Consider the following 16,912-nt stretch of genomic DNA (forward strand, 5'->3'; position numbering starts at 1 on the left):
GAATGGACCGGCACCCCGGCCGGGGCCAGATTATAATAGGAGACCGGCTCCATCCCCATGACGGCGAAGGCGCGGGCGATGGTCGCCAGTTCCGCCGCCGTGCCGACGCGGATGGCGCCGTGGCGTTCTTCCGACAGGCGGGCCAGTTCGCCCGAGGCGGCCAGGCGGTCGGCCCCGGCGGCGTCGGCCTTCAGGGTCTTCGCATTGATGTCGGCGACCAGGGTCAGCAGTTCGCCGTACTGGGGCACCTCGGCCCGGTACATCGCGGACAGGGCGGCCGAGAACCGGCTGCGGATCTCATCGGGATGGACGAAGGCGGACATTTTCACTCCCACTTTTCGTCGCTGCATAGGCCGGTCGGCCGCCGGGCGTAAAGCCGGCGGCCGTTTCACACCTCAGGCCGTGACGCCGACGCCGATCGGGCAGACCACGCCGGTGCCGCCGATGCCGCAATAGCCGGCCGGGTTCTTGGCCAGATAGCCCTGGTGATAGGCCTCGGCGTAATAATAGGGGCCGAGGGGTTCGATCTCGGTGGTGATGGCGCCCCGCCCGGCGGCGGTCAGGGCCGCCTGATAGGCGTCGCGCGAGGCCTCGGCCTCGACCCGCTGTTCGTCGTTCAGCGTATAGATGGCCGAGCGGTAGGTGGTGCCCACGTCATTGCCCTGGCGCATGCCCTGGGTCGGATCGTGGTTTTCCCAGAAGGCCTTCAGCAGTTCGGCGTAGGAGATTTCCTTCGGATTGAAGACGACCTGGACGACCTCGGTATGGCCGGTGCGGCCGGTGCAGGTCTCCTCATAGGTCGGGTTCGGGGTGATTCCGCCGGAATAGCCGACCGAGGTCACCCAGACGCCGGGCAGGCTCCAGAAGATCCGTTCCACGCCCCAGAAACAGCCCATGCCGAAGACGGCGGTCTGGAAGCCTTCGGGATACGGACCCTTCAGGGGGCGGCCGTTGACGAAATGGACCTCGTCGGTGGCCAGAGGCTGGGCGCGGCCGGGCAGTGCGGTTTCGGCGGTGGGCAGTTCGGCGCTCTTCTTGAACAGCATCCGGGGGGCTCCTTCACAAGGACAATGGCGTTGGCCCCTATATGGGGATGTCGGAGGCGCTTGCCGAGGGGGCGGGGCGCGCGTCGGCAGGACGGACCACGAGGCCGGAGCCGGGGCGGGGCGATCACCCGGACGTACAGCCTCTGTCGATTATGTGGAAATGCCCTGTTCAGCGGCTGTCAGGTCGGAATTTTTCGGTGAAATGCACGAAGATATCCTGACGCCTGTAACCTAGCGTGATCGGGTCGCGGGTTTGGCGCGACCAAGCAACAAGCCAGCCACAGGCCGGTCACTGGATAGGGACGACCATGGATACGCCGATCGCGGCAAACACAGCCGATTCACGCCTGGGCGGCGTGTACCGCAAGAACATGTTGCGGCTGATCCCCTTCATCTTCGTCTGCTATCTGTTCAATTATCTGGACCGGGTGAACGTCGGCTTCGCCAAGCTGCAGATGCTCGACGACCTGGGCATGAGCGAAGCCGTCTATGGTCTGGGCGCCGGCATCTTCTTCCTCGGCTACATCGCCTGCGGCGTGCCCAGCAACATGATGCTGAAGAAGATCGGCGCGCGGCGCTGGATCGCCATCATCATGGTCCTGTGGGGCGCGCTGTCGACGGCGCTGATGTTCGTGCGCACGCCCGAGGCCTTCTACGGCCTGCGTCTGCTGACCGGGGCGGCCGAGGCCGGCTTCTTCCCCGGCGTGGTCCTGTATCTGACCCAGTGGTTCCCGTCGGATCGCCGGGGCCGGGTGATGACCCTGTTCATGGCCGCCATCCCGATCTCGGGCGTGCTGGGCGGCCCCTTCTCGGGCTGGATCCTGAGCCATTTCGCGGCCGGGCAGGGCGGGCTGGCGGCCTGGCAGTGGCTGTTCCTGCTGCAGGGGCTGCCGACGGTGCTGCTGGGCGGCGCCGCCTTCTTCGTCCTGAAGGACGACCTGGACAGCGCGCCCTGGCTGGATCCCGAGGAACGGGCCGCCGTGCGCGCCGACCTGGCCGCGGACGAGGCCCGCACGCCCGGCCGCGTCGCCGGCGCCTTCGGCGAGGTGGTGCGCAATCCCATCGTCTGGATGCTGGGCGCGATCTATTTCTGCATCCAGTCGGGAGTCTATGCGGTCAATTTCTGGATGCCGTCGCTGATCAAGGCGAGCGGCTTCACCGATCCGTCGGCGATCGGCTGGCTGAGCGCCATTCCCTATACGGCGGCGGCGGTCTTCATGATCGCGATGGGCCGGTCGTCGGACGCCCGCAAGGAGCGGCGCTGGCACGTCGCCGCGCCCCTGCTGATGGGGGTGGCCGGCCTGGTGACGGCCGCGAGCTTCGCCGGTGATCCGGTGATCGTCATCGCCGGCCTGACCCTGGCCACCATGGGCGCCCTGACGGGCCTGGCCCTGTTCTGGCCCCTGTCGGCGGGCGTGATGGGCGCGGGCGCGGCGGCGGTCAGCGTGGCCCTGATCAATTCGGCCGGTCAGATGGCCGGTTTCGCCAGTCCCTATTTCATCGGCTGGATCGCGGATGCGACCCGGAGCACCGATGCGGCCCTCTATATCCTGGCCGGCGTCATGGCCCTGGGGTTCGTGCTGGTGGTCCGTTCGCGGATCGCCGGCCAGAGCCGCTGAAGCGCCGCCGATCAGTGAGAGCATAACCAGATGAAGATCGTCATCGCCCCGGATTCCTTCAAGGAAAGCCTGTCGGCCGCCGAGGCCGTCGACTGTATCCGCGCGGGCTTTCTCGCCGTCTTTCCCGACGCCGAGATCGTCGGCGTGCCCGTCGCGGACGGCGGCGAGGGTACGGTCGACGCCCTGGTGGCGGCCACGGGCGGACGACTGATCCGCCGCACCGTCACGGGGCCTCTGGGCGCGCCGGTCGAGGCCTTCTTCGGCGTGACCGGCGACGGGCGCACCGGCGTGATCGAGATGGCGGCCGCGGCCGGCCTGATGCTGATCCCGCCGGCGGACCGGGATCCCCTGGCGGCGACCAGTCGCGGGGTCGGGGAGCTGATCCTGGCGGCTCTGGACGAGGGGGTCGAGCATCTGATCGTCGGCCTGGGCGGCAGCGCCACCAACGACGGCGGCGCGGGTCTGATCCAGGCCCTGGGCGGCCGCCTGACGGACGCCGACGGCGCGGACCTGGGCGCCGGGGGCGGCGCGCTGGACCGGCTGGCGCATGTCGACGTCTCGGGGATCGATCCCCGGATCGGCGGCTGCCGGATCGACGTCGCCTGCGACGTCGACAATCCTCTGGTCGGGCCCGAGGGCGCCTCGGCCGTGTTCGGGCCGCAGAAGGGGGCGACGCCGGAAATGGTGGCGCAGCTGGACCGGAACCTGAGACGTCTCGCCGAGGTGCTGAGGCGCGACCTGGCGATCGACGTGGCGGACCATGCCGGGGGCGGGGCCGCCGGCGGCCTGGGGGCGGCCCTGTTCGGCGTGTTCGGCGGGCGGCTGAGGCCGGGCGTCGAGATCGTGACCGAGGCGGTGGGGCTGGACGCCCTGGTGCGGGACGCCGACCTGGTGGTGACCGGCGAGGGACGGATGGACGGCCAGAGCGTTCGGGGCAAGACCCCCATGGGGGTGGCCCGTGTCGCCCGGGCGAACGGCAAGCCGGTCATCGGCGTCGCCGGCTGCCTGGGCGAGGGAGCGGACCGTCTGCACGCCCACGGGGTCGAGGCGATCTTCAGCGTCCTGACCCGCGCCTGCACCGTCGAGGAGGCGCTGGCCGAGGCGCGCGACAATCTGCGGGACTGCGCCCGCAATATTGCGGCGACGCTGAAACTGGGGCTTGGTCTGTCGGGATCGGCGGTCGGCGCCGTGTCGCCGCCGGACCGCGAGAATGCTGCAGCTTGACCGTTCGATCGCCCAGTCCATCGTCGACCGGGCGATGGAGATCGTCGGCGGCAACGTCAATGTCATGGACGCCCAGGGCGTCATCGTCGCCAGCGGCGACCGCGACCGCATAGGCCAGGTCCACGCCGGCGCCCTGCTGGTGCTGTCGCGCGGCCGGTCGGTCGAGATCGACGAGACCCTGGCCGGGCAGCTGGAGGGCGTGCGTCCGGGGGTGAATCTGGTGCTGCGGGCCGAGGGGCGGATCGTCGGCTGCGTGGGGCTGAGCGGGGCGCCGGACACGATCCGGGTCTATGCCGAACTGGTTCGTCTGGCGGCCGAATCCATGCTGGAACAGTCCCAGCTGCAGCGGCGGCTGGCGCGGGACGCGCGCCAGAAGGAGGAGCTGACCCTGGCCCTGGCGCGGGCGGAGACCCTGTCGCCCGAGATCGTCAGCTGGGCCGAGAAACTGGGCGTCGACCCGCGCCTGCCGCGCGTGGCCGCCGTGATCGAGGTCGAGGGGGGCGTCCTGGAGCCCGAGGCCGTGCTGGGCGAGCTCCAGCGGCTGCACGCCCTGCTGTCGACGTCCGAGCGGGACAGTCTGGCGGCGACCCTTTCCCTGAACGAGATGGTGGTGCTGAAGCCGGCCCTGAACCGCAAGGGCGACTGGGATCCGGCGGCGCACCGGCGCCAGGCCGAGGCCCTGCTGGCGCGGATGCGCGAGAGCAGCCCGCTGCCGGTCCGGTTCGCCCTGGGCCGGTATTTCCCCGAGGCGGGCGGCCTGGCCCGATCGTTCGAGATCGCCCGCGCCACGCTCAAGGCCGGCAAGGCGAGCCAGCCGGACGGGGTCCTGTTCGTGTTCGAGGACCGGGTCCTGGCCGTGCTGCTGGACGGGCTGGGAGAGGGCTGGCAGGGGGCCGAGCTGGGCCGGCCGCTGGCGCGCCTGGCCGCCCAGGACCGTCGGGGACAGCTGCGGGCGACCCTGGCGGCCTGGTACGCCAACGGCATGCGCCTGGGGGCGACGGCGCGCGCGCTCGCCATCCACCGCAACACCCTGGACTATCGCATGCGCCGGATCGAGGAGATCTGTGCGGTCGATTTCCAGAGGAGCGAGGACTGTGTCCGCCTCTATCTGGCCCTGAACATGCGGGGGCGGGACGAGGGGGCGCCGGCGGCGCACGCCGACGACGGTGCATGAGGCGGGCAGGTGCCAAGCCGTCGCGAACAGATCAAATTTCGACGTGAGCCCTATTGGCGATCACAGACGCTTGCTCCGGCCGCCCGGGTGTTCTATCAGGCCCGCCTCCCGTCGGATCGACCTCCGGCGGCGCGCACGAGGCGGCGTGAAACGGACAGGTGGCGGAGTGGTCGATCGCGCACGCTTGGAAAGCGTGTGTAGGTGAAAGCCTACCGAGGGTTCGAATCCCTCTCTGTCCGCCACTCGCGTTGTTTAAAAGATTTTTTGATGTTTTCCGGTGGTTACCCACCAACGAACCCATCAACGGCGTTGCGCTTGAATTTGTGCTTAGCTGGCTTGTTCGGGACGCTTCACGCTTGTTAAAGCGCGGTGAGCTGACAGATGAGCTACGCGTGGCGCTTCAAGTTGACTGTGAAGCCCAAGCTTCCCGGTCGTGGAACCTGAGACCGCCTTATCCGTAGCGATAAGCCCCTGAGGGCGTTGAAAAAGCTCACCACCACCGTGGAGCCAACTAGACCGTGGTCACCATATGGTTGCCACGTCGGCGGAAATCGCGGGCGATCGTCCACGCGAGGCTTGCCGTTACTCTTGGGGAAATAGGGTTCCAGCCAAGCCATCTGCTCGTCCGTCAGCCAGTACAGGTCGCTCGCATCCAATCTCCGCGCAGAGCCTGAATCAGATCGAGCGCGTCACATCAATGGGCCCTGAGCCTAAGGCTGAGACTGTCTGATCTGAGGCTCGTGAGGACGCGTCCAGATCACGTTCAGGCGATCCGGCGTGAACGATGAAACCGGTTGAAACCGCCTGAACAGCAGTGAAACGGCCCGTCCGTGATCGGCGGATTCCGACGCATTGACGCCCTGTGGGTAATCCCGCTCGCTTGTCTCTCGTAGACAAGGAGTTCCCAATGACCACCCATTCCCTAAAGCCTTTCGAAGACCGACTGCTGAACCGCAAGGAAGCCTCTTGCGAGCTCGCCCGGCTCGGCATCCGCCGCGCGCCCTCCACTCTGGCCAAGATTTTTTGCACCCGATTGGACGGCCCGCCTTGCGTCCATCTAGGCCGGACGCCCTACTATCCGCTTAGCAAGCTGCACGAGTGGGCGAGGAGCCAGCTGACCGATCTCCGCTCGTCCTCGCGTCAGCCTCGTAAGCCTGGCGGCTGGAGCGAAAGCATCGGGCGCTGAGGTCTCGACCACGACAGCGCGAGCCCGAAAGGAAGGGCGGATGGGGCGCTCCGATTGGGAGCGGTTGGAGACCACTGCCATGAAAGCCCTGTACGACGCTCGGACGGACGCCGATGACACCCTCGCCGATCCAGTCTCTGACCCGCTCGTCGCCCTCGACGATCCCACCTTACTCGCGCGCCTGCTGCGGCGGAGCGATCCCAGCCGGGATATGCACGCGGTGGCAAAGGCCGCAGAGCATGCGTGGGCGCCCGCCACCCTCTCTTGGACGGCGTCGCCGGAGGCGCACGCCCCGACGTCCGGGGGCGAGGATGGTCGGGGCGAGGACGCGGAGGCGCCTGGTCTGGACGGCGCCTCCGCCTTCGTCGTTACGCCGGCCGGCGAGGCCGGCCTGACGCCGTCTGCAGTCTAATCTCGAACCGTGCCCGCTTCCGGCAAGGCCCGGAAGCGGGCCAGGAGGAGAGGCGGGAGGGCGGTCTTGGGTGAAGCGGGATCGGGGAGATCGGCTCTCCGGCGGCTTCGGATCATGAGGAGACTGAGATGCAGACCATGGTGTTCACCGGCCGCCTGGCGGCCGATCCCCAGATCAGCCCCGACTTCGCCAAGGCGGTGTTCCGGCTGATCGAGAAGCGGGGCGTCGATGCGGGCGGCAAGGACCGGCTCGTCGGCGTCAACTGCGTCAGCTGGTCGAAGGGCCTCAACGAGAAGGTCATCGCCCGCGGGCTGGCGCAGGGCTGCGAAGCCGTCGTCGTCGGCGCCTTCATCGACACCAAATACACGGCCAAGGACGGTGCGGAACGGATTGCCAAGGAGCTGGTGGTCAACAGGCTGACGGTCCTGGACTGGGCCGAAGACCGCGAACCCGTCGCCGACCGCGCGGCGGCCTGACCCCCAACCCTGATCAAGAAGGAGACTGACCATGCAGACCCTGACCCTCGAAGGCTATCTGAGCGCCGATCCGTCCATCCTCTTGGCCCAGGGCTCGGGCAAGAAACGGGCGAGCTTCCGTGTTCTGGAAACCACCCGGTTCCGGCGCGGCGACGGCACGCCCGGCGAGCGCACGACCGGGTTCAACTGCCTGTGCTTCAACGAGGCGACGACGGAGAAATACATCGAACCGTTCGCCAGGATGGGCAGTCGCGTCGTCATCCAGGGCCATGTCGAGAACGACAGCTGGACTGGCAAGAACGGCGTCGAACACTAAGACCTGCGAGTGGTCGTCGCCGACATCCGGCTGAAGAGCCGGCGTGAACCCAGCGGCCAGGGGGGAGGCGCCGACACGCCGCGCCAAGTGCACGAGACCGGCGGCGGCTACGATCTGAACGACGACATCCCGTTCTGACCTGAGGCTTTGGTCGAAGGCGTCCCCGGCGTTCCGCGTCGGGGCCGTCGCTGTATTTGGCCGCTGGAGGACAGGGAAGGGCGGGGAGGGGCGAGCCGATAGGGCTCGTTACTCAGGAATGATCATCATGACCTCCTCTCCCTGGACGAAGGACCGGGTTCGACGTCTGGCCCGGCATTGGCGGGACGGACGTAGCGCCGCCTGGATCGCGCGCGATCTCGGCGGCGGCGCGTCGCGCTGCAGTGTTCTCGGCAAGGTCTATCGGCTCGGGCTGAAGCGGCCGCCTTCGACGCCTTCCGTCGTCTCGGCCCCGGCGCGCCATAGGGTTTCGCCCGCGCGAACGGCTATGCCCGTGCACCCGTCGACTGCGGTCCGGCGGATCGATCGAAGTGGTCTCCCGCCTGTTCCCACGGCCACCATCCTGACCGTCGGAGCCGGCCAGTGCCGTTGGCCGTATGGCCAGCCAGACCATGCGGCGTTCGGCCTGTGCGGCAGGTCGATCGGTCGGGGCGCCTTCTGCCTCGACCATGCGGCGGTTGGTTATCAGCGCCGCACCTTTCGCGTTGAGAGCCTTTTGGATGAAGGCGTGCCGGATTGAGAGCATGGGCGCCCCGGGCGGCTGGACGACGGCGCGGCCGTCGTCGGGCGGGCTGTCGTCCGTGCTCTTCGACGGCATCGGCGCGCGGCGCCGAGACGGGTCGGCGTCGTGAAGGGCGACGCCGACAGGCCCCCACACAACGCCTTCTGATCTTGTCACGTCACCCCGGACGTCAACGGCTGCGCCGTTCCCCTGCGCGCCCCGCAAGGGGCGGACCGCTCCGGTGACGTCCGGGGACCCCGACGTGGCCAAAATCCTCGTCGTTGCGCATGGGGCGCTCGACCTCATTCAGAGGATGACTGCAATGCAAACTTCGATCACCCACACCGCCTTCGTCCAGAAGTCCGACTCCGCCTTCGACGATCTCACGGCGGCGCTGGACGACCAGCGGGCGCACCCCGCCGAGGAGGCGCTGGTCCAGCTCGGACGCGCCTTGATGACGGAACTGCTCGATGTGATCGCCGACACTGCGCTCGAGGATTACCAGACCACCCTGGGCGAGGCGCTGATCGGCGCCTTCCATTCGGCGGCCGGACGGATCGAGCGGGAGGCCGACCGGGCGCGTGACACAATGCGCAGCCTGGACCGCGACTTCGACGGCTCCGAAGCAGCGGACGCCGAGCTGCAGGAGGCCACGGCGAGGGCCCGGGCCGGCGATGCGGCGACGCAGGCCTGCGAGTTGGTGCGCGACGCGGCGGCGCAGACCTGGACCGTTTCGACCGGCGAGGTCTGGACGGCCTGGCGCGGGTCGCGACGCGGCACGCATCTGACGGCGGCGCAGCTGGAGGCGAAACAGGCGATCCGCACGATCCGGGCGCGACGCGCGAGCGACGGTGATCCGGGCGGTCCGGTCATCGCCTTTCGGGGGGCGCCGACGGCCGACGCGGCGGTCGATGCGGGTCGCATCTTCGACGCGCTCAATTGGGCGAAACAGGAGTGGCCCGACATGGTCCTGGCGACGACCGGGGCGAAAGGGGCGGAGAAGCTGGCGATCAAATGGGCCCAGCAGAAGGGCGTCAAACTGATCCTCGCTCGCGCCGACTTCGACGCCCACGGCAAGGCCGCCCCGTTCAGGGCGAACGACGACCTGATCGCCCTGGAACCGAGCTGCTGCCTCACCCTGGTCCATTCGGTGGATCGGGATCGGTCGGGCGATCAACGGCCGTTCGGACCGGCGCTGAACTTCGGACAGAAGGCGATGGAGCACGGATTGCGGCATGTGCCGATCCGCGCACGGCCAGCCTGAGAGATATCGCAAGTAAGATCAAACCCCGCTCGGCTTTGGCCGGGCGGGTTTTCTTGTGTCGATTGGAGGCGGTGGGGCGGTCGGCTCCGCGGCAGGGGCGGCAAAAGGGGCGACCCTTGTGTGATCGCCAAGGATGAGGACCGGACGACGGTGATCGCCCAACATGAGGCCTGGCTACGGGATCAGCATGACTGCGCCCGTGCGGCCGACCTGAGAATTTGCTGGTGAGATTGGCCTATGGATTGCGCGACGCGATGATCGCGTGGTCGCGCGCCCGTCCGGGATCAGTCGCGACTGCGCTCGTCTGGCGAGTTCTGCGGCGGCGGTTTCGGAATACGGGGAGGGCATTGATCGGTTTTGATAGGGGCGGGCCACATATGATCGGCGTGGCTTGGAATCTGCTCTGAAGGGGGGAGGGCAAGATAAAAGGAGGCGATCGGCGCTCCGCTTTTCGGGTATCTTCCCGGCAGCTTAGCGGGTCCGGGGACGATGCTGAACGACTTGCTCCAAGTCGCGGCGATTATCCTCCGGGGAACGGTCCGAGTGGAGGTGTCGATGCTGGTGCGTGACCGCGTGTCAGAACAGATCGAGGCATGGCGCGAGCGCGGCGGCGGCGACGGTCTGGTGCGTCTTCCGAACACCCTCAAACGCGACGCCGCCGATGTCCGAACGGCGATGTTTATCCGACTTGCGGCTTCGCGGACCTTCGCTCTCGGGGATCGGTCCGGCGTCCTGCGGACGGCGCAGAACCGGTCCGGGCGCCCATTTCGGCTCGATGTGCGTCAGCGTGTGATCATCAAGGCGATGGTGGTGCGTCATGCCGGAAAATTCGCGGCGCGAGGCGCGGCCCTCGCGGCGCACGTCGGGTATCTGGGTCGGTCCGGCGCAGGCGACGACGGCACGCGGCCCAAGTTCTTTGATCGAGACTTCGACGATGTGGACGCCCCGGCGGCGACGCAGCCGTGGGCGGCCGACCGGCATCATTTCCGGTTCATCGTCTCGCCGGAGCATGGGGATCGGATCGCCGATCTTCGGGACTATGTCCGCGATGTGATGGGGCGTGTCGCGAGCGATCTGGGCGAGCCGGCCCTCAACTGGCTGGCGACCTGTCACTACGACACCGACCAGCCGCATGCCCATGTTCTCGTTCAAGGCAAGCGCGCCGACGGCCGCGACCTCGTTATTCCCCGCGACTATGTCGCGTACGGATTCAGGGCGCGGGCGCAGGAAGCAGCCCAGGAACGGCTCGGCGATCTGGCGCGGATCGATGCAGAGCGCAGGGTCTGGAGGGAGACCCAGGCGGAGCGGTTCACAGCCCTGGACCGAAGGCTGATCGCGGCGACGGATGGCGCTGGACTGGTGGAGGACGGGGTCGGGGGGACAGACGCCTGGGCGGCCTTGACACGTGGTCGGTTGCGCACGCTGGAAGGTCTGGGATTGGCGACCCGGGCAGGGCGGAAATATAGGCTGAATGATGAGATCGAGCTTCGTCTGCGTCAGCTTCAGATTCGGCGGGACATCATCCGCACGCTCAACCAGAGGCGCCTGCAGGGTGTTCGCGCCGTGCGTATGGCGAGACCGGGACGCGTGCAGGGTGTCGCGGTGAAGGCGGGGTTCCATGACGAGTTGGGCGCGCAGCCCTATGTCATCGTCAGGGGAGCGGACGGCGCGGAGTCCTATGTTCGCCTCCGGCCCGGTTCAGCGGTGCGAGCCGGACAAGATGTTGCTTTGGAGGTGGGGGCGAACGGGATGGGGCAGGTGATGAGGGGGAGGGCGCGCGGCGTCGAGCGGTGACAGGAGCGCAGATGACGGGCCGCTTCGATCACACCCGACCGCGTCGATGGGGGGCGCGGAGCCGCGACGGGTTCAGGTGCTCGAACCTCCGGCTCAGGTCTTGGTCGGGATCGCCGTCACCAGGGTGAAGCCCGCCGTAAACAAACCGACCAGGAGCATGAGCGGATGCTGGGCGAAAACGCGATGAGGCGGAGGGCCGCCAATGTGGCGCAGAAGCCGAGCAACATGCTCCTGAAGGGCAGCAAGCCTCTATGATCTGCGACCATCAATCGATTGAGCGATTTTTTGGGCGGAGCGCTGATCATTCATGTTTTGTGATCATAAGTCTATGCCGGGTAGTCGTCCTACTGCGTTCCTTCGACAGGGCGTAATTGCACAGGACGGCGTTCAACCTCACGCCGGATCATTGTCGCCAAGGAGAGCGGATTATGGAAGTCGTTGTCGTTATAGGCGCCGGATCGATCGGCCAGGCGATCGCCCGACGGGTGAGCGTTGGCAAGCATGTAGTGTTGGCGGACCTGTATGCCGCCAACGCCGAGGCTGCGGCCAAGGTCCTGAATGATGCGGGTTTCGAGGTCAGCACGGCTGAGGTCGATGTCGCGTCGCGAGCTTCGGTCGAGGCGCTGGTGGCGACCGCCACCGCGATCGGTCCGGTGTCGGGCCTGATCCACGCCGCCGGCGTTTCGCCCAGTCAGGCCCCGCCGGAGCTGATCCTGAAGGTCGATCTATACGGCACGGCCCTGGTGCTGGAGGCCTTCGGCGCGGTGATCGCCGAGGGTGGTTCCGGCGTGGTCATCGCTTCCCAGTCCGGTCACCGTCTCGGGGCGTTGACGGCCGAGCAGGACAAGGCCCTGGCGACGACGCCGGTCGAGGACCTGCTGTCGCTGCCGATGCTTCAGCCCGACAAGGTCACAGATCCGTTGAACGCCTACCAGCTGTCCAAGCGCGGCAACGCTCTGCGCGTCATGGCCGAAGCGGTGCGCTGGGCCAAGCGCGGCGCACGGATCAACACTATCAGCCCCGGCATCATCATGACGCCGCTGGCCAACGACGAGCTGAGCGGACCGCGGGGCGAGGGTTATCGTCGCATGTTGTCCCTGTCGCCCGCCGGACGGGCCGGCACGCCGGACGAAGTCGGCGTGCTCGGCGCCCTTTTGATGGGGCGCGACGGCGCCTTTATCACGGGCAGCGATTTCCTGATGGATGGCGGCGTCACCGCCTCCTACTTCTACGGCGAACTGGCTCCCAACTAGGGAACGCCCGCCGGACGGATCACGACCGTCCCTGCGCCTGGCTTTGGGCGGCGGGGGCGGCGATTCGAACTTCCTGGCCCGTCGTGATGGCGCTGGAGGGGTTGTCGATGATCCGCTCCTGCCCTGTCAGTCCGCTCGCGATCACCAGTTCCCGACCATTGTCGCGCGCGATGACGATCGGGCGGATGGCGACCCGATTGTTTGCCGCAAGGATCGCCACCGCCGGCCCCTCCTTGCGGAAAAGAAGGGCGCTGACCGGTATACGCAGTTCCCGCGTAGCGTTTTGGGGGTTCGCCGTCTGGAGAGAGACTCGGGCGTAGCCGCCGGGACGCAAGGTCCCCTCGGTGTTGTCCACGCCGAGTTGCACGGTCATGGTCCCGGTTTGCGGATTGACCGCATCGGCCGAGGCCGCGAGACGGGCGGTGAACTCCCGACCCGGTTGATCGGGCACGGTAAAGCGCGCCGTGGCGCCCGGTTGCAGCAGGGCGCTCTGGTTTTCGGGAAGGCTCACATAGAGGCGCAGACGCCGGTCGTCGGCGATGGTGAACAGAGGTTCGGCGGTTGCTGAGCCGGCGACGACCAGACCGCCGATGTCCGCCGTGCGGCCGGTCACCACGCCGTCAAAGGGCGCCACGACACGTTTGAACCCGGTCAAGGCGCGCAGGCGGCGAACCTCGGCCGACGATTGATCGCGCAAGGCCCGGCTGGCTTCATAGGCGCCGATCCGTTCTTCTGCCGCCTGCTGGGAGACGGTGCCCATCTCCAGCAGCCGGCGCCAGCGGTCTGCGGTCGTCTGGGCCAAATCCATCTGCGACTGGGCGACGCCCAGCGCCGCCTGGGCGGCCGCCAGTTGCTGGTCGACCTCAGGCGCGTCGATGTCCGCCAGGACCTGACCTGCCCGGACATGGGCGCCGATGTCGACATGCCAGGCGCGGATGTAGCCGCTGGTGCGCGCATAGACCGGGGCCTCGGCCCAGGGTTGCAGACGACCGGGTAGGGAAACCCCTGCGCCGGCGCCCTGTTCGGGCCGGATCAGAACCACGCTCGGCACGGCCATGACCTGGGTGTCGGCGTCGAGCGCGCGTGCGGACAGGGCGCGGGTCGTCGCCCCGGCGACGAGCACGACCGCCAGAAGGGCTGCGCCGATCATGGCCGCGCGTTTCAAATGGGCGGGATTGGCGGCGGGCAGATCGACGTCATTGTGGGGGGCGGACATCATTCAGCTCCTTGGGGAACGGCGGCGACGGGCGAAGGGGATCGGCTTTCGCGGCGGTGGTGGGCCATGGCGAAGACCACGGGCACGAACAGCAGCGAGGCGCAGGTGGCGAAGATCAGGCCGCCAATGACGGCCCGTCCGAGCGGGGCGTTCTGTTCCGCGCCGGCGCCGAGCGCCAGGGCCATGGGCGCCATGCCGATAATCATGGCCAGGGCGGTCATGATCACCGGCCGGAAGCGCGCAACGCCGGCCTCGAAGGCGGCCTGGACCGGATCGCCGACAAGGGCGAGACGTTCACGCGCGAAACTGACCACGAGGATGGAGTTGGCGGTCGCCACCCCCATGCAGAGGATGGCGCCAGTCAGAGCCGGGACGGACAGGGGCGTACCTGTGGCGAACAACATCCAGACGATGCCAGCGAGCGCTGAAGGCAGGGCGGAGATGATGACCAGCGGATCGGTCCAGGACTGGAAGTTCACCACGACCAATAAATAGATCATCAGCACGGCGCCGAGCAGACCGAAGCCCATGCCGCTGAATGCGGTGTTCATGGTCTGATACTGGCCCCGCAGGGCCACCCGCACCGTTTCGGGCTTGCCGGTCTCCAGCCTTTTGAGGATTCGTTCGACGTCGGTGGCGACAGCGCCCAGATCGCGGCCCTGGGTGGCGGCATAGACATTGATGGTCGACTGGATGTCGTACTGGCTGATCACGGCCGGCGCGGCCGTGCGCGAAAAGGTCCCCAGCGCGCCAAGAACCTGGCTCTGGCCGTTGGCGCCAGTCACCGGCAGGTTGGCCAGCTTTTCCAGATCGTCGACCAGATATTCCGGCGCCTGGGCCACGACAGGATAGGAGACGCCGTTGTCGGGGTTCAGCCAGAAGACCGGCGCGGTCTGCGACGATCCGGCAATCGAGCCCGCAACGGCGTTGGTGACGTCCGCCTCGGTCAGGCCTAGGGCGCTCATCCGGGTTCGGTCGGCCTCGAAGCGAAGCTCCGGCGTCCCCAGCGGCTGCTGGATGCGGGCGTCGACCAGACCGTCCACGCCGCGTACGGCGGCCAGGATGCGCTGGGCATAAGCCATATTCTCGGCCGCCTTGCCCCCGGTCACCTGAATGTCGATCGGCGACGGCGATCCAAAGTTGAGGATCTGGCTGGTGACGTCGGCGGGCAGGAAGGAGAAGGTGGCTTGCGGGAAGGCCTGAGGCAGCCGACGCCGCAACTCTCGGACATAATCGGCGGTCGGCGCATGGCCGTCTTTCAAGCCGATCAGGATGTCGCCGTCCTGCGGTCCGATGGTGCCGGACGCATTGTAGATGCTGTTGATGGACGAAACCGGCAGGCCGATGTTGTCTACCATCGTCTCGATGTCCTCGGCGGGGATGACCTGACGGATCTGTTGTTGGACCTGGTCCATCAGGGCAGCGCTTTCCTCAATGCGCAGGCCGGTCGGTCCGCGGACGTGCAGGGCGATGGAGCCGGCGTCGACCTCGGGGAAAAAGTTTCGCCCCAGGAAGGGGGTGAGGCCCAGGCTGGCCACGGCGAAGATCAAGACGCCTGCGGCGAAGGCGGGCCTACGCCGCATGAAGAAGCCCAACACGCTCGCATAGCCGTCGCGAAGCCGATTGAAGCGGCGCTCGAAGCCGCGCTGGAACCGCACCAGCGGGTTGCGCGACACAGGCCGTTCGCCGTCGTGATGCGTGTGCGGCCGCAGCAGGTACAGGGCCACGGTCGGCACGAAGGTGCGCGACAGGATGAAGGAGGCGACCATGGCGAAGATGACCGACAGGGCCATGGGCACGAACAGGAAACCGGACACGCCGGGCAGGAAGAACATGGGCACGAAAACGATGCAGATGCAGAGCAGGCTGACGAAGGCCGGCGCGACGATCTGCGACGCGCCGTCCAGAATGGCGGTGCGGACGTCCTTGCCCTGCTCAAGGTGTGACTCGATGTTCTCGATGGTGACTGTGGCGTCGTCGACGAGAATGCCTACGGCGAGCGCCAAACCGCCCAGCGTCATAAGGTTCAGGGTCTGGCCGAAGGCCGACAGGGCTGCGATCGCGGCCATGACCGCTAGGGGGATCGAGGCGGCGATGATCACCGTTGAGCGCCACGAGCCCAGAAACAGAAGGATCATCAACGAGGTCAGGCCGGCGGCCAGCACACCTTCGTGCATGACCGCTTCGACCGCGTGGCGGACGAAGACCGACTGATCGTTCAAGGGGCGGACGGTCATGCCGTCAGGCAGGTTGGGTTGAAGCTCGGGCAGCATGGCGCGCACGCCGTCGACCACGGCGATGGTCGAGGTCGCGCCGTTCTTGAACACCGTCAGCAGGGCCGATCGAGCGCCGTCGACGTGGACGACGTTCTGCTGGGGCGCCGAGCCATCGCGGACATGGGCGACGTCGCCGATACGGATGGTGGTTCCGTCGACGGTGCGCACCGGCAGGTCGTTGAGGCTCTCGACTGAGCCGGGAGCGTTGTTGAGGCGCAGGCTGTACTGAAATTCGCCGATCTTTGCGAAACCGCCGGGGGTGATCTGGGTCTGGGCGGCGATGGCGGCCGAGACGGTGGCGGCGGACAGACCTCGCGCGGCCAGGGCCTCGGGATTGAGGTCGATCTGGATTTGGCGGCTGCGGCCGCCAAAGGGCAGGGGGATGGCGGCGCCGGATACAGTGACCAGGCGCGAGCGGATGATGTTGGTGCCGGCATCGAGCAATTGCTGCTCGCTGAGTCCCTGACCGGCCAGAGCCAACTGCAGCACCGGCACGGTCGAGGCGCTGTAGTTGATGATCAGGGGCGGGGTGACGCCCGGCGGCATCTGCCGCAGGAGGGTCTGGGACACGGCTGTAATCTGCGCGTTGGCCAGACGGATGTCCGCGCCGGGATGGAAGAAGATCTTGACCACCCCGACGCCGGGATAGGAGGTCGCCTCGATATGTTCGATATCATTGACCGAGGTGGTCAGGGCCCGCTGATAGGGGGTGATGATCCGGCCGGACATGTCTTCCGGCGGCAGGCCGGTATAGCTGAAGGCCACGGCCACGACGGGCACGCCGATGTTCGGGAAGACATCCGTGGGCGTACGCACGGCGGCGATCGCGCCGATGATCAGGATGGCCAAGGCCATCACGATGAAGGTGTAGGGCTTGGCGAGTGCGATCCGGACGATAGCGAGCATTGAGGTCTCCGGGCCGCCGCGAGCGCGACGCC

16 protein-coding genes and 1 tRNA gene are annotated in these 16,912 nt (G+C 67.6%); 13 read left to right on the plus strand and 4 right to left on the minus strand.

Features of this window, described 5'->3' with window-relative positions; genetic code table 11:
• Together ACIQ1T_RS16525 and msrA are read right to left on the minus strand one after the other, a co-directional pair.
• On the minus strand, positions 1-323 hold a 323-nt coding region (locus ACIQ1T_RS16525; RefSeq protein WP_395945651.1), incomplete at its 3' end, for a 2-oxoadipate dioxygenase/decarboxylase family protein.
• Positions 324-395: 72 nt separating this feature from the next.
• On the minus strand, positions 396-1,046 hold the full coding sequence (msrA, locus tag ACIQ1T_RS16530) for a peptide-methionine (S)-S-oxide reductase MsrA (RefSeq protein ID WP_395945652.1): 651 nt from the start codon (positions 1,044-1,046) through the stop codon (positions 396-398).
• A gap of 308 nt (positions 1,047-1,354) precedes the next feature.
• Between msrA and ACIQ1T_RS16535 the strand changes: the two genes are divergently transcribed.
• The 13 genes from ACIQ1T_RS16535 to ACIQ1T_RS16595 all read left to right on the plus strand — a co-directional run bounded on the left by ACIQ1T_RS16535 (position 1,355) and on the right by ACIQ1T_RS16595 (position 12,482).
• The gene (locus ACIQ1T_RS16535) at positions 1,355-2,665 is read left to right on the plus strand and encodes an MFS transporter (RefSeq protein WP_395945653.1); all 1,311 of its coding nucleotides are present in this window, start codon (positions 1,355-1,357) and stop codon (positions 2,663-2,665) included.
• Between the two features lie 30 nt (positions 2,666-2,695).
• Complete coding sequence (locus tag ACIQ1T_RS16540; RefSeq protein ID WP_395945654.1) at positions 2,696-3,889, plus strand: glycerate kinase; 1,194 nt, start codon at positions 2,696-2,698, stop codon at positions 3,887-3,889.
• Positions 3,876-5,063 (plus strand): sugar diacid recognition domain-containing protein, encoded by a 1,188-nt coding sequence (locus ACIQ1T_RS16545; RefSeq protein ID WP_395945655.1) that lies wholly within the window; start codon positions 3,876-3,878, stop codon positions 5,061-5,063. Before ACIQ1T_RS16540 ends, ACIQ1T_RS16545 begins: the two co-directional genes overlap by 14 nt.
• A 152-nt stretch (positions 5,064-5,215) precedes the next feature.
• Positions 5,216-5,305 (plus strand) — tRNA-Ser (locus ACIQ1T_RS16550).
• A gap of 665 nt (positions 5,306-5,970) precedes the next feature.
• Positions 5,971-6,249, plus strand: a complete 279-nt coding sequence (locus ACIQ1T_RS16555) for a hypothetical protein (protein WP_395945656.1) — start codon at positions 5,971-5,973, stop codon at positions 6,247-6,249.
• 79 nt (positions 6,250-6,328) lie between these two features.
• Entirely contained in the window at positions 6,329-6,661 is a 333-nt protein-coding gene (locus ACIQ1T_RS16560; RefSeq protein ID WP_395945657.1) for a hypothetical protein, read from the plus strand.
• A 128-nt stretch (positions 6,662-6,789) separates the two neighbouring features.
• The gene (locus ACIQ1T_RS16565; protein ID WP_395945658.1) at positions 6,790-7,137 is read left to right on the plus strand and encodes a single-stranded DNA-binding protein; all 348 of its coding nucleotides are present in this window, start codon (positions 6,790-6,792) and stop codon (positions 7,135-7,137) included.
• Between the two features lie 31 nt (positions 7,138-7,168).
• The gene (locus tag ACIQ1T_RS16570; RefSeq protein ID WP_395945659.1) at positions 7,169-7,453 is read left to right on the plus strand and encodes a single-stranded DNA-binding protein; all 285 of its coding nucleotides are present in this window, start codon (positions 7,169-7,171) and stop codon (positions 7,451-7,453) included.
• A 9-nt stretch (positions 7,454-7,462) separates the two neighbouring features.
• Complete coding sequence (locus tag ACIQ1T_RS16575; RefSeq protein WP_395945660.1) at positions 7,463-7,591, plus strand: hypothetical protein; 129 nt, start codon at positions 7,463-7,465, stop codon at positions 7,589-7,591.
• A 127-nt stretch (positions 7,592-7,718) separates the two neighbouring features.
• Positions 7,719-8,189 (plus strand): GcrA family cell cycle regulator, encoded by a 471-nt coding sequence (locus ACIQ1T_RS16580; RefSeq protein ID WP_395945661.1) that lies wholly within the window; start codon positions 7,719-7,721, stop codon positions 8,187-8,189.
• Between the two features lie 295 nt (positions 8,190-8,484).
• Entirely contained in the window at positions 8,485-9,435 is a 951-nt protein-coding gene (locus ACIQ1T_RS16585) for a DUF2493 domain-containing protein (protein WP_395945698.1), read from the plus strand.
• Positions 9,436-9,990: 555 nt separating this feature from the next.
• The gene (locus ACIQ1T_RS16590; protein WP_395945662.1) at positions 9,991-11,229 is read left to right on the plus strand and encodes a DUF3363 domain-containing protein; all 1,239 of its coding nucleotides are present in this window, start codon (positions 9,991-9,993) and stop codon (positions 11,227-11,229) included.
• Between the two features lie 428 nt (positions 11,230-11,657).
• Positions 11,658-12,482 (plus strand): SDR family oxidoreductase, encoded by an 825-nt coding sequence (locus ACIQ1T_RS16595; RefSeq protein WP_395945663.1) that lies wholly within the window; start codon positions 11,658-11,660, stop codon positions 12,480-12,482.
• A gap of 19 nt (positions 12,483-12,501) precedes the next feature.
• Here ACIQ1T_RS16595 and ACIQ1T_RS16600 read toward each other — a convergent pair whose 3' ends face one another.
• Positions 12,502-13,701, minus strand: coding sequence for an efflux RND transporter periplasmic adaptor subunit (locus ACIQ1T_RS16600; protein ID WP_395945664.1), 1,200 nt, complete (start codon positions 13,699-13,701; stop codon positions 12,502-12,504).
• Positions 13,698-16,880 (minus strand): efflux RND transporter permease subunit, encoded by a 3,183-nt coding sequence (locus ACIQ1T_RS16605; protein ID WP_395945665.1) that lies wholly within the window; start codon positions 16,878-16,880, stop codon positions 13,698-13,700. Before ACIQ1T_RS16605 ends, ACIQ1T_RS16600 begins: the two co-directional genes overlap by 4 nt.
• Between the last annotated feature and the right edge of the window lie 32 nt (positions 16,881-16,912).

Source organism: Brevundimonas sp., assembly GCF_044336875.1.
Classification (GTDB): domain Bacteria; phylum Pseudomonadota; class Alphaproteobacteria; order Caulobacterales; family Caulobacteraceae; genus Brevundimonas.